Source organism: Aliihoeflea aestuarii (assembly GCF_024105665.1).
GTDB classification, from domain to species: domain Bacteria; phylum Pseudomonadota; class Alphaproteobacteria; order Rhizobiales; family Rhizobiaceae; genus Aliihoeflea; species Aliihoeflea aestuarii.
In genome coordinates this window covers 823,620-837,712 of record NZ_JAAAMK010000001.1, presented here as the reverse complement: position 1 = coordinate 837,712, position 14,093 = coordinate 823,620, and the positions used below count along the sequence as shown (strand labels likewise).

The following is a 14,093-nucleotide window of genomic DNA, read 5'->3' as shown; positions in this document are numbered from 1 at the left end:
TTACGTCCTCGACTACGGGAAGCGCACATGTTCGAGCTCATAGGCATTCCGCCGCAGGCTCTTTTCGGCCAGCTTCTGCTCGGCCTGATCAACGGCTCGTTCTATGCGATGCTGTCATTGGGGCTGGCGATCATCTTCGGCCTGCTCAACATCATCAACTTCACGCATGGCGCGCAATACATGCTCGGCGCATTCGTGGCCTGGATGCTCTTGAACTATCTCGGCATCAGCTACTGGTGGGCGCTGTTTCTGGTGCCGGTGATCGTCGGCGCGACCGGCATCGTCATCGAGCGGCTTTTGATATCGAGGCTCTATCATCTCGACCATCTGTACGGCCTGCTTCTGACCTTCGGCATCGCGCTGATCATGCAGGGCGTGCTGCGCAACAATTACGGCATATCGGGCCTGCCCTACAGCATTCCGCCGCAGCTTGCCGGCGGACAGAATCTCGGCTTCATGTTCCTGCCGAACTATCGCGGCTGGGTCGTCGTCGCTTCGCTGTTCGTATGTCTGGGCACCTGGTTCGTGATCGAGAAGACGCGGCTGGGCGCTTATCTGCGCGCCGCGACCGAGAATCCGACGCTGGTCGGCGCCTTCGGCATCAACGTGCCTTTGATGATCACGCTCACCTACGGGTTCGGCGTGGCGCTGGCGGGGTTTGCCGGCGTGCTTGCCGCGCCGATCTACTCGGTCAATCCCAACATGGGCGCCGAACTGATCATCGTCGTCTTCGCCGTGGTCGTCATCGGCGGCATGGGGTCGATCCTGGGTGCGATCCTCACCGGTTTCGGCCTCGGTCTCGTCGAGGGACTGACACGCGTCTTCTATCCCGAGGGGTCCGCCGTCGTCATCTTCGTCATCATGGCCATCGTGCTGATGATCAAGCCCGCCGGCCTGTTCGGGAGGACCGCGTGATGACCGCCGTGACTGAAACAGACGCCGCTTCCGCGGTCGCCGAACCGCGCATCCGCAAGAAGGGGATGGGCATGCCGGCCCGTCACATGGTGATCCTTGCGCTGCTGCTTGCAGCCGGCATCATCGCGCCATTCATGCTCTATCCGGTCTTCGTCATGAAGATTCTGTGCTTTGCGCTGTTCGCCTGCGCGCTGAATCTGCTGCTCGGCTTCGGCGGTCTTTTGTCCTTCGGACATGCCGCCTATTTCGGCTCGGCGAGCTACGTGGCGGCGCATGCGGCAAAGGTCTGGGGGCTGTCGCCCGAACTCTCGATCCTCGCTGGAACCGGCGCGGCGGCTTTGCTCGGCCTCATCTTCGGTTCGCTCGCCATCCGCCGCCAAGGCATTTATTTCGCGATGGTGACGCTCGCGTTCGCGCAGATGATCTATTTCTTCGCGCTTCAGGCGCCGTTTACCGGCGGCGAGGACGGCATTCAGGGCGTGCCGCGCGGAAACCTCTTCGGCCTGATATCGATCCAGAGCCATTTCGCGACTTACTGGATGGTGCTCGCCATCACATTCATCGGCCTGTTGATCATCTACCGGGTCATCCACTCGCCGTTCGGTCAGGTGCTGAAGGCGATCCGCGAGAACGAGCCGCGCGCGATCTCGCTCGGCTATCACGTCAACCGCTACAAGCTGACGGTGTTCGTCCTCTCGGCGACGCTGGCCGGCCTTGCCGGCGCGACCAAGGCGTTCGTGTTCCAGCTCGCCTCGCTGACCGACGTGCACTGGACGATGTCGGGCGAGGTGGTCCTGATGACGCTGCTTGGCGGAATGGGCACGGTCTTCGGCCCGATCGTCGGCGCCGTCGTCATCGTCTCCATGCAGAACTATCTGGCGACGTGGGGCGCATGGGTGACGATCGTACAGGGCATCGTGTTCGTCATCTGCGTGATGCTGTTCCGCGAGGGCATCGTCGGGGTCCTTCAGAAATGGCTGAAGAAAACGCTCTGACCGGTTTCCAGTCGGGCATCAAAGAAGCGCCCCGTCATGCGGGGCGCTTCTTTTTGTTCGGCCTATCGCGGCTGGTTCTTGTTCGGCCGTGCCGGAACCGGGGACAGTTCACGTCCATGCAGGACGACGCGACGCGGCTCCTTGGCGGGCGTGCGAATGAGCCTGCGATACCAGTCGATGTAATAGGCGAGCGCGAACTGGAGAGCGATGCCCACGGCGACGATCGTCACGTCCGAGATGATTGTCGGCGGGAAAACGCCGCGCCAGGCCTGGGCGGCCATCGACAGGATCGTGCCGACGACGAAAACGGGCAAGGCATAACGCCCCAGCACCGCAAGCGGATTGTCGACGCTCGTGCGGAAGATATTCGACACGGCCGGCAGCGCATAAAGGAGATAGGCGATCGCAACGACGTGCATCATTCGCGGCAGTGACAGGAACGTCTTGCTGAAGCCGGTGAAGATGCTCGGCAGACCCATCGACACGTCGAGGCCCCAAAGCGGGAGGCGGACCCACAAAAGCGCGATCGTCAAATAGAGCGCCGCGGCGCCGACCAGCCAGCGATTGACCGGCAGGCTGCCGCCCCGCTTGATGTGCATCATGGCCGCCAGTCCGAGCACGAACAGCAACTGCCAGGAGAACGGGTTCAGGAACCAGTAGCCGTTGTTCGGAAAGTGCGGCGGCGCGATCGGAAGCAACCCCGCGACGAGCCACATGATACCGGATGCCGCCACCATCCAGCCGATGCTGAACGTTCCGATGAGCAGGAACAGCGGCAGCATCAACAACACGACGGCATACATCGACAGGATATTGTTGTAGCCGAGCTGGTGCCCGAGCGTCACGACGCCGAGCAGCGCTGCGGCCGTATCGGTCATTACCGGCTCGATGTTGATCTTGGCGAGCAGATGCGGCGCACCGAAATAAAGCGCGAAGAACGAGAAGATGCCGATCGTCGCCATCGTCGTGCCAAGCTGCGCGATATAGAGAACGCCCGCGCGACGCCACGTCTTCAACGTCACGATAAGGCGATTGCCGGTTTCGAATTTCAGGCCATAGGCGAGTGCGGCCGAAATGCCGGACACGAGGACGAAAGCTTCGGCCGAGTCCGAAAAGCCGAAATTCTTGTGCGTGATGACCTCGATCGGATTTCCCGGAACGTGATTCACGAAAATCGTCAGGAGGGCGATGGCGCGGATCACATCGATCCTCGTATCGCGAAGGGATTGATTGCCATTGCTCATGCGTACAGATTCCAACGGTGCGAAACGGGTTCAAGCCGCTTCGCGAGCCAGGCGTCCCTTCCTGAGGCTTAAGTCCGCGCTGTACCGACCAATGCCGTTAGACTTGGAGCAGTGGTCCGAAGCGCTTGATTAACGTGTCAAGTAGCCAATCCGATCCACACGCGCCATCACATTTGGAAAAACTTCGTTTCAGTATCCACTGAAATAGGAAAGGCCGCCAATGGCGGCCTTTCACATAGTTGGCGCAACGGGTTTTACGCCGCCTCGATGGCCGGTGCGAGCCGGATCGAACGCCGCACCTCTTCATCATTGAGCAGGCCGCCCGCCCGAAGAAGGCTTGCGAAGCGGCCGTTGCGCCGGGCGAGTTCGTCGAAGCCGCCCATCTCGACGATGCGGCCGCTATCCATGAAGATCACGAGATCGGCGTCGCGAACGGTCGACAGGCGGTGGGCGATGACGAAGGTCGTACGATTTTCGCGCAAGCGATCGATCGCTTCCTTGACCTGCTCTTCTGTCTCCACGTCGAGCGCGCTCGTCGCTTCGTCCAGAACCAGAATCGGCGCATCCTTCAGGATCGCACGCGCGATCGCGATCCGCTGGCGCTCGCCGCCCGAAAGCTGGCCGCCGCGCTCGCCGACGACGGTGTCGTATCCTTCGGACTTGCCCAGGATGAACCCTTCGGCCGCCGCCGCACGGGCGGCATGATGCACGTCGTCATTAAGCGCATCCTCGCGGCCGAGGCGAATATTGTGCTCGATCGAACGGTTGAGCAGGCCCGCATCCTGAAAGACGGTCGCCATCTGGCGGCGCAGCGAGCCGCGCAACACGCTGCGCGTATCGATGCCGTCGATGGTGATCGTGCCCGAATAGGGATCGAAGACGCGCTGGAGAAGGTTGATCAGCGTCGTCTTGCCCGCACCGGTCGGGCCGACGATGGCGACGGTTTGGCCAGCCTCGACCGAGAACGAGATGTCGCTCACGCCCTCGCTGGTGCCGGGGAAGCGGAAGTTGACGTTGTCGAAGACGATGCGCCCTTCGACGTTTCCGAGTTCCTTCGCACCATAGGTTTCGGAGCGTTCCTGGACGGCATCCTCGACCTCGTAGAAGGCCTCGAGCTTGGCCCGTGCCTCGAACACCTGATTGACGAAGCCTGTGATCTGGTCGAGACGGCTGATCAGGAGCGTCGCAAAGCCGGTGAAGGCAACGACGTCGCCGATGCGCAGCTCGCCGCGCGAGACGAGGATGGCGCCGATGATCAGGACGACCATCATCGAAATCGTGGAGGACAGGCGCTGGAGCGCGCTGGCGATCGCCCACCAATCCAGAACGGGATACTGCGCGTTGATCAGGCGCTGCACATGCTCCTTGAGGGCCTGCGTCTCCTGCTGGACGCGGCCGTAGCTTTGCAGGACCGACACGTTCGATACCGAGTCGCTGACATGCGCGAACACCTTATGGTAGTGCTGCTCGACGGCGGCCTGCCCGTCCTTGGTGCGCTTCATGACGATCCGGTTGATCGTCACATAGGAAACGCCAAGCGCCAGAAGAACCATCGACATGCGAAGGTCGAGCGCGATCGCCGTCGGTACCAGGAGCACGAGCGCCACGGCCGTCGACAGGTGCTGGCGCATGAACTCCAGCCACAGCGAGAACATCGCCTCGACGCCGCGCAGCAATGTGTGCAGCGAATAGGACGTGCCGCGCTTGCTGTGCCAGGAGAGCGGCATGGTGATCATGTTCTCGTAGGACCGCGAAAGGACGTCGCCGCGCACCTTGTGCGCAAGCCTGTCGGCACCACGCGAAACGAGAACGAACGCGATGATGTTGAAGACGCCGAGCCCGGCCCAGGCGGCAAGCGTAGGCGTCACATCGCTCTTTTCGGAGATCGCATCGATGATGCGGCCGAAAAGGATCGGCTCGGCGATGGCCACGATGGCGAGGAGGACGTTGGAGCCACAGATGACCGCAACCTTGCCGCGTGCCGCTGCAAGGTAGGTCAACGTTCTCCAGTACACTTCCACAAGGGACACGGTGCAGGCCTTTCACTCGGTATTGTGCAGCGCAACAAAATTCACGCTACGCCCGATTACGGACTCGGACAATCTGATATGGGAGGAATGGTTTCGTCGTACGCTTCACGAATGCGCGGTCGTTCGTTACTTTCCGTGATGCTGTAACAATCGGAAATCTTTGATCAATTGAAAGTTTGATCGCAAATTGCGGTGCGATTGCGGCATAGCGTTTTCAGCCGTCGTCACCCTTTGCAACCGTCACGACAACCTCGTGATTTCCATCTGCCCAAATCGGGATTTGTTGCACCTGCGTTCCGTCGAATAGGATGGAATCAGCTTCCCCTCGCTCCACGACGATGTCGTAGCGAGCGTTGCGGATTTTCAATTTAGCCTTGAATCCCTTCCAGTTAGCAGGAATCCGCGGCGACACAGAGAATGCGTCGCCTTTCACATCGAGGCCGATGATGCCCTCGACGGCCGCACGATATAGCCATCCGGCCGAGCCCGTGTACCAGGTCCATCCGCCGCGTCCCGCGCGGTCGGATTCCGAATAGACATCGGCAGCGACGACATAAGGCTCGACCCGATAGAGGTCGGCTCGCGCTTGATCGCCGGCATGATTGACCGGATTGATCAGCGAAAACGCGTGATAGGCATCGTCGCTGCGACCGAGTGCCGCAAGGGCAAGTACGAACCATGTCGCGGCGTGGGTGTACTGCCCGCCGTTCTCGCGAACGCCGGGCGGATAGCCCTTGATGTAGCCGGGCTCCTTGAGCGTCTTTTGAAACGGCGGCGTGAAAAGCCGGATGAGGCTGTTCGTCTCGTCAATGAGATGCGTCTGGGCGCTCGTCATGGCCCGGTTGGCGCGATCGGTGGGGCCAAGACCGGAAAGCACCGCCCACGATTGCGCAAGTGAATCGATCCGGCATTCGTCCGAAAGCCTCGAGCCGAGCGGCGAGCCGTCGTCGAAATAGCCGCGCCGATACCACTCGCCGTCCCAGCCGGCCTCCTCGATGGCGATTGTCAGCCTGTCGAGGTGGCGCGTCCATGAATCTGCGCGCGCCGTATCGCCGCGCTTGGCCGCGATCGGCGCGAAATCGCGCAAGGTGGCGGCGAGGAACCAGCCGAGCCAGACGCTTTCACCGCGCCCCTGTTCGCCGACGCGGTTCATACCGTCGTTCCAGTCGCCGCCGAGAATCAGCGGCAGGCCGTTCGGTCCGGTTCGCCGGATCGCCAGGTCGAGCGCGCGCGCGCAATGCTCGAAGAGCGATGCGGATTCGCTGGACACTTGCGGCGTATAGAAGGCGTCGTGCTGTCCTTCTTCGAGAGCCGCCCCTTCGAGGAAGGGCAGGGACTCGTCGAGGATCGCTTCATCGCCGGTCACGCTGACATAGCGATGCGTGCCATGGGCAAGCCACACCACGTCGTCGGAAATCATGGTGCGAACGCCCGCGCCCGAAAGCGGCAACCACCAATGCTGAACGTCGCCTTCGCGGAACTGCCGGCCGGCGGCATTGAGAATCTGCGCGCGCGCCAGCGATGAATCCTGCAGGAGCAGCGCCAGCGTGTCCTGCAACTGGTCGCGGAAGCCGTAAGCGCCGCTTGCCTGATAGAAGGCTGCGCGCGCCCGGATGCGGCAGGCGAATGCCTGATAGGGCAGCCAGTGATTGACCAGCGCGTCGAACGCGGGGTCCGGCGTTTCGATCTGGAGCGCGTCGGCGAATTCGGTCCATTGCCGGGCGTTGCCGGCGAGCCTATCATCGAAGGCGAGGCTTCGATGATGCTGCACCAGTTCTCGCGCTTCCGCCGCCGATCCGGCGTCGCCCATATAAATCTGCAACGCTTCCTCGCCGCCGGCCGGAATGTCGATGTCGAAGGCGATCGCGCCGCAGATGTCGCGTCCCGCTTCCACGGTTCGGCCGAGCGAAGCGCCCGAGATTACGGCGGCCGGCCGCTCCGAACACCCGCTCGTGCCGAGAAATTCGCCCCGGTCGCAGGTGAAGGACTGGGACGGCCGGTCGCCGGCCAGAAACGCGACGCGGTCACCGTAATCGAGATGATAGGGATTGCGCGCGGTCACCATGTCGGAACTTGCATCATGCCCCGGAATGGTCGTCGCACTCGTGCGGGTGCGGTTTACGCCCATGACCCATTCGACATAGGCGTAGACGCGCAGACGCGACGGCGTCGTGCCGCGATTGGTGATCTTCAACCGCGAGATGCGGACGGGATCGGACGGGTCGACCAGATGTTCGAGCGTCGCGTCGAGGCCATTGCGCTCCACCTGGAACGCCGACAGTCCGGCACCGTGCCGCGCCTCGTAGACGAGCGAGGGGTCGCGCAGCATTGCGGCAAGCGGAGAGAACGCGTCTCCCGTGTCGCGATCGACGATGTAGACGCCTTCGCCGGGCCGGTTCGTCACAGGGTCGTTCGACCATGGCGTGACCTGAAAATCGCGGCTGTTGCGGCTCCATGTGAAGGCTGCGCCTTCCGCGGAGACGTGGAACCCGAAATTCTCATTGGCGATCACGTTGATCCAGGGTTGCGGCGTATGTCGCTTCCCGTCGAGCCGCACGACATAGGTGCTGCCCTTGTCCGCGAAACCGCCATAGCCGTTCCAATATTCCAGACCGTCGCCATTGGCGGTGGCGACCGGGGAGAGGCGTGCAAGGAGCCTGACGGCCGGCTTCGCGGTGCCTGACAGCCGCTGTCCCCATGCCTGCTGGGCGGTCGCTTCAGCGCGGTCGATCTGGTCGAAGATCGTTCCGTTGCGCGTATGAAGAACGACCCGTGCGACGGAAAGCAGCGTCTTGTAGGTCTCGTCGTCCATCAGGTCGCGGCGAACCGCGAAGATGTGCTGGCGCGGGCCAAGCTCGCGCCCGCGCAAGCGGCTGTTGTCGCAAAGCTGCTCGATCGCCTGCTGGAGATCCTGCACGTAGGACGCGGCCTGCTCGTTGACGATCACGAGGTCGGTGACCATGCCGTGCGTGCGCAGATATTCCTGCATTCGAAGCGCCGAAGAGACGATTTCGAGATCCGCGACATCGGCGATGCGCAACGCGAAGATCGGAAAGTCACCCGAGATGCTAGTCGGCCACAAGGCCGATTGCCGTCCGAGCCCGTCCGCGATGAGTTCGGCAGGCGCGCGCAGCGCCGGGTCCGGGTAGAGCAGGTATCGCGCCAGCCGCTGCACGCCGGCGGCGTCGGCGAGCGAAAGTCCGACATGGCGCGTCTGGACCTGCGAGCGCGTCCAGGCGAGCATCGCCTGGCGCTCGAAGGAACCGGGATTGTCGAAGCGGATCGCCGAGGCGCGCGCGTCCTCTTCCGTCGCGGCCACGAGCGTCCAGTAGGTCAGCGACACTTCCTTGCCGGCCGGCACGCGGACCTTGCAGCGGATCGACATGATCGGATCGAGTGTGAACCCCTCCGTTCCTCCGAACGCGCCGTGATGGTCGAAGGCCGCCGGGTCGACGATGGAACGCCCGCGTCCCAGAAACACCCGTCGGTCCGTTTCGGCGCGCGCCTCGCGCGCGATACCGGCACCTGCTGTGACGAAATGCGCGAGCGCGACGGGCGCCTCGCCCTCAGCGCGCTTGTTGCGGCGCGCCAGGATCAGGCTGCCGTCATTGGCGATGGTCGTTTCCACGAACATCTTCGAAAAGGCCGGATGGGCCTGATCGCTGGCTTCGGGCGCCAGTGCGATCTCACCGAAGGACGTGATTTCCAGATGCCGGTCCGTGTCCCCATGGTTGGTGATGGTGATGCGTCGCGCTTCGCCATTCGCTTCGGCGACCACGATCGCCTCGACCTTCGCGGTAAGCGTGCCGACGCGTTTCACGAACGTCGCCTTGTCGTCGCTGAAGACGGCCTCGCAGCTTTCGCCATCGGCCGATTTCGGATCGCCGGTGGCGGACCACCACGCGCCCGTCGCGGTGTCGGTAACGAACAGGAATGTGCCGGACCGGTCCTCGATCGGATCGCCCGACCAGCGCGTGACCGAGATTTCGCCGCTGCGGCTGTAGCCGGTGCCCCGCGCGGTCAGCATCACGCTGTAATAGCCGTTCGACATCAAGGTCGTAGCCGGCAGCGCGTTGACGGGATCGGCGATGACGCGGATGTCCGAGCTCGTCTCGATCTCCTCCTCCGATATCCGATCGCCGGCCTCCGCGCGTATCTTCGTCGCCGGCACGTCGCGCGGCGCCTTTTCCTGAAGCAAAAGTTCGGCCGCTTCGATGACGGCATCCGAATGGAACCGGTCGCGCATGCGGCCTTCGAAGATCACATTGGCGACGGCGACGATCGACATGCCGGTGTGATGGGCCATGTAGTTGCGCACGACGGCATGATCGGAACCGGTCGGAACGCGCGTCGGGGTGAAGTCGATCGCGTCGTAATAGCCGTAGCGCCCGCGTCCGCCGATCAGTTCGAGTTCGGCCAGATTGGCGACGGCCTCGCGCGGTTTGAACTGCGCGGCGAGCAGCGTAGCGTAAGGCGCGATGACCGTGTTCTGTGAAAGGCCCCGCTTCAGGCCAAGGCCGGGGACGCCGAAATTGGTGTACTGATAGGTCATTTCCCGGTCGCGCGCATTATAGGCGCTTTCGGAGATACCCCACGGAATGCCCTTGGCGCGCGCATAGCGGATCTGGCGTGTGATGATCAGATTGTTCGTCTGATTGAGGATGCCGCCGAGCGGTTCCTTCATGACCAGCGGCGGCATCAGATATTCGAACATCGAGCCGGACCACGAGACGAGCGCGCCGTAAAAGCCGACGAGCGTGATCGGTCGCCCGAGCCGCATCCAGTGGTCGGTCGGCACGTCGCCCTTCGCAATGGCGAAAAGGCTGGTCAGCCGCGCTTCGGACGCCAGAAGATCGTAGCAGGCTTCGTCGAGCTGGCGCTGGTCGACACGGTAGCCGATCGAGAGCAGCTTGCGGTCGCCGCGCATGAGAAAGGAGAAATCCATCTCGAATGCGTATTTGCGCGACCGGTCGCGCAGTTCGACCAGCTTGGAGCGCAGGCTTGCGAGGCGATCGTCCTCGATGTAGGAATCGGAGATATGGGACTGGCAGGACGCGTCGAGCTTGTCGGCCCAAAGCGCCAGCGTCTCGCTCGCCTGCGAACCGATTTCCTCGTGAATGGCGCGCGCCAGCTTGCGGATTTCGGCAGTCAGGACCGCAAGGTTGATGGTGCGGATCGCCGCCGTCTCGGGCTCGCGGCGGATCGTTTCCACCGCGCGGCGCATACCGTCGATCCGCTCGCGCAGGCGCTGGCGAAGGGGACGCAGCGGACGTCGGTCGTCGGGCAGTTCGTCGAGGCTTTCGGCGAGGATCGTTACGTTGTCGAGAATGCCTGTATAGTCGCCCTGAAGATGGGCGGCGGGCGCCTGCGCCCAGATGTTGCAGGTGGCCGCCACCGTCACGAGATGACCGGCAAGATTGCCGCTGTCGACCGATGAAACGTAAAGCGGCAAGAGCGGCTTGAGGGTCTTGGTGTCGTACCAGTTGTAGAGATGGCCGCGATGGCGCTCCATCTTCTCGATGGTAGTGATCGTCTGCTCGATCCTGTGCACGGCTTCGGCAAGGCTGATCCAGCCGAAGTCGCGGGCCGAGACGATCGACAGGAGATAGATGCCGACATTGGTGGGTGACGTGCGCGACGCAACCACCGGCATCGGGATTTCCTGGTAGTTGTCGGGCGGCAGGAAATTGTGCTCGGACGTCACGAAGGTCTCGTAGTAAAGCCAGGTGCGCCGTGCGGCGGTGCGAAGCTTTGCGGCGTCGACGGGGTCGACAACGAGCTTGTCTTCGGTCTCGGCCGAGCGGCTGATCAGCCACGCGAAGGCGGGTGCGCCGCTCCAGAACAGAAGAAACAGTCCCGCGACGACCGCGCCCGAATGATCGGCGATGACGGCCAGAGAAAAGCCGACGAGCGCGATCACCACCGAGCCGATCATCATCGCATAATAGCTTGCCAGATCTTCGCTACCGCTACGTGCGGCGTCGGATGCCGTGCGCCATTCGAGAAGATGGCGACGGCTGACGAACATGCGGTAGAGGGTGCGCAGGATGGCGTCGGCGGACGACCACGCCTGATGCGCGATCAGCACCACTTTCAGCACGACCTGACCCGTCGCAAAGGCGATCTCGCGGCCGAGCGCGGAGAAATGGCTGCGTAACGTCGCCTCGCTGTCACGCGGCATCAGCGCGTCGACTATGGAATATGTCAGCGCGAGCACCAGGCTGAGAATCAAGAGCGCCTGCCACTGAACCGCATAGGCGAACGGCAGGAGCATCCACCCCGCGATCGAGGCCAGCACCCAGGAGATCGGCGTAAGCGAGCGGCGCAGATTGTCGATCATCTTGAAGCGCGACAGGCCGGGGACGCCGGAGCCCGGTTCGAAGATGAAGGGCAGAAGCTGCCAGTCGCCGCGAATCCAGCGATGATTGCGGGATGCGTCGACCGAGTATTGCGTCGGATAATCCTCGATCAACTCCACGTCCGTGACGAGCGCGCAGCGCGCATAGGCGCCTTCCAGAAGATCGTGGCTGAGCACCGCGTTTTCGCCGATGCGGTCCTTCAGCGCCGCTTCCATGGCGTCGACATGATAGAGGCCCTTGCCGGTGAACGTGCCGGAATCGAACAGGTCCTGATAGACGTCCGAAACGGCGAACACATAAGGGTCAACACCGCGATTGGCCGAGAAGATACGCTGGAAGAAGGACGCTTCGTTGCCCGTCGTCAGAGACGGCGTCACGCGCGGCTGGAGGATGCCGTAGCCGCTGACGATGCGGCCCGTTTTCCCGTCGATGACAGGCCGGTTGAGCGGGTGTGAAAGCTTGCCGACGAGTTTCGCCACCGCGTCGCGCGTCATGCGCGTGTCGGCGTCGAGCGTCAGCACGAACTGGACGTTTTCGGGCAGCGGCGTTGTCGGCGCGATGAAGGTCGTGTCGAGATCGCCGCGCAGGAGCGCGTTCAATTCGTGCAGCTTGCCGCGCTTGCGCTCCCAGCCCATCCACACGCCCTCGGCATCGTTGTAGAGCCGGCGGCGGTGAAGAACGTGAAAGCGCGGCCGCGCGTCGCGCGGATAGCGCTCGTTCAGCGCGAAGACGCGCTTTTGCGCGTAGTCGAGGAGTTCGGCGTCCTCGGTCGTCTGTTCGGATTCGCTGTCCTTCCAGTCGGAAAGGAGCGCGAAGTCGAGTTCGCCCTGCATGTTGGCGAGATAGTGGACTTCCAGATTGTGAAGCGCGTCCTCCACATCGTCGCGCGACCCGATGAGAATGGGCAGCGCCACCAGCGTGCGGGCGTCGTCCGGCACGCCCTCCTTGTATTCGTAGCCGATGAGACGCGTCGGCTCGACGATGAGCGAGGCGATCGTGTTGTAGAGGCCGAAGGCGGCTTCGCTCGCCGGCAGGAAGAAAAGCGCCAGAAGCAGGATCACGGCTGCCGTCGGAAGTCCGATGCCGCCCAGCGTGAAGCCGACCGCCGCCAGCAGAACCGCCGTGAGCAGCGCGGCGGGAACGACGATCCCGGCCCAGCTCGTCAGCTTGTAGAAGCGACGGATGCGCGTGGGCCATTGCGGCGTGTACCCGATGGCGTGTTCCAGCTCCGGCCGTTTCGGGCCGACGACGAACAGGCCGATATCGGGCGGCGCGCTGCGGCCGAACGCGGTCGAGCGGTCCTCGGCCATCGCGATCGCGCGTTCGGTGACATCGCCTTCGGTGAGGTCGGTTCCGCCGGCGAGCTCTTCGATGGAGCGGCGGTACTGATCACGCGAATGAAAGTCGAGATCGGCGAAATCGGTATGCGCGCGCAACATCCGGTCGACATGGGAGAGTTCCTCGAACCAGACTGTCCAGTCCGTGTCGTCGACAAGCCGCAGGCCCTTGATGATATTGCCGGTCGTGACGTTTCCGGCCGACAGCGTGGCATGTTCGCGCCGCGCGATTTCCTCGGCGTCGAGATCGAATTTCTCGAGTTCCGTTTCGAGCCAGGCAAGCGCGCTCGATGCGTATTGCGTGCCGTCGCGCAGACGAAAAAGCAGTTGCGTCGCGAAAGTGGTGTCGCGGGCATGGGCCTCGTAGGTGGCCAATACGCGCAATTCCTCTTCGACCGAGCCCTGCGCCAGCGCCTGATCGGCAACCTTGTTGGCGACGTCGCGCATCTCGTGCGCGCGCTTCACGCGCACGGCCAGACGGCGCAGATTCTCGACCAGAACGAAGCGGAGCAGCGAGGGCAACGCCCATAGCTCGCCGATCGCCAGCGGCTCCACTTCCTGAAAGGCGGCGACCATGGTTTCGAAACCGGTCACCGAGATCGCGCTGTCCGAATGGGCGACATAGGTCCAGGCGAGAACGAGGGCACGCGGGACGCGCCGCCCGTCGGGCAAGGTGGTGACGGGCAATTTGCGGAAGAAGCTTGCAGGCAGATCGCGCCGCACCTGAACGATCGTGTCCTCGACCAGATAGTGATTGTCGAGCAGCCATTCGGCGGCGGGCGTTATCGGGTCTGCATTTTGTTGCGCCTGACCCAGATAGGTAACGACGGACAAAATGATATCCGCGTTCTCCGTGGCCCGCTTTCTCAGGTCGAGTTCATAGAGATCGAATTCCGGCTCATAGCGACCGGAGGCCAGATCGTAACCGAGCGCCTGAAGCGTGAAATCATTGCCGGGGGCAAAGCGGATGGGTGTGTCGACGGCGGCAGGCAGGAGGGGAGCGGCGTCGCTGATGCGGGCCGGGTCGGTCTGGATATTCATACGTCAAAACGTTCCGTGAGGTGTCTGCCAAGCGCCTGATACAGGTCAAGCCAACGCTAAACCGATTCAAAGCCGAAAGGTTGCGACGTATTTAAGCAATCGCTACACGATTGGTTTCGACGCGACACAGTTGCGTGGCCGATCGCGTGTGCATTTGCCCGAAAAGAAAAGG

At 62.9% G+C, this 14,093-nt stretch carries 5 protein-coding genes; 2 read left to right on the top strand and 3 right to left on the bottom strand.

What is annotated here, in order from left to right:
* Window positions 1–27 precede the first annotated feature (27 nt).
* Both GTW25_RS04040 and GTW25_RS04035 read left to right on the top strand, forming a co-directional pair.
* Window positions 28–915, top strand: a complete 888-nt coding sequence (locus GTW25_RS04040) for a branched-chain amino acid ABC transporter permease (RefSeq protein WP_252910583.1) — start codon at window positions 28–30, stop codon at window positions 913–915.
* Window positions 915–1,910 carry a branched-chain amino acid ABC transporter permease gene (locus GTW25_RS04035; RefSeq protein ID WP_372493043.1) on the top strand — a complete coding sequence of 332 codons (996 nt, stop codon included), beginning with the start codon at window positions 915–917 and terminating at the stop codon, window positions 1,908–1,910. The genes GTW25_RS04040 and GTW25_RS04035 overlap by 1 nt, the downstream gene beginning before the upstream one ends.
* Before the next feature lie 62 nt (window positions 1,911–1,972).
* On the opposite strand, the gene GTW25_RS04030 is transcribed toward GTW25_RS04035, so the two are convergent.
* The 3 genes from GTW25_RS04030 to GTW25_RS04020 form a co-directional block, all read right to left on the bottom strand.
* Window positions 1,973–3,154, bottom strand: coding sequence for an OpgC family protein (locus GTW25_RS04030; RefSeq protein WP_252910581.1), 1,182 nt, complete (start codon window positions 3,152–3,154; stop codon window positions 1,973–1,975).
* Between the two features lie 254 nt (window positions 3,155–3,408).
* The gene (locus GTW25_RS04025; RefSeq protein ID WP_252910580.1) at window positions 3,409–5,184 is read right to left on the bottom strand and encodes a glucan ABC transporter ATP-binding protein/ permease; all 1,776 of its coding nucleotides are present in this window, start codon (window positions 5,182–5,184) and stop codon (window positions 3,409–3,411) included.
* Between the two features lie 214 nt (window positions 5,185–5,398).
* Window positions 5,399–13,921 carry a glycoside hydrolase family 94 protein gene (locus GTW25_RS04020; protein WP_252910577.1) on the bottom strand — a complete coding sequence of 2,841 codons (8,523 nt, stop codon included), beginning with the start codon at window positions 13,919–13,921 and terminating at the stop codon, window positions 5,399–5,401.
* Window positions 13,922–14,093 lie beyond the last annotated feature (172 nt).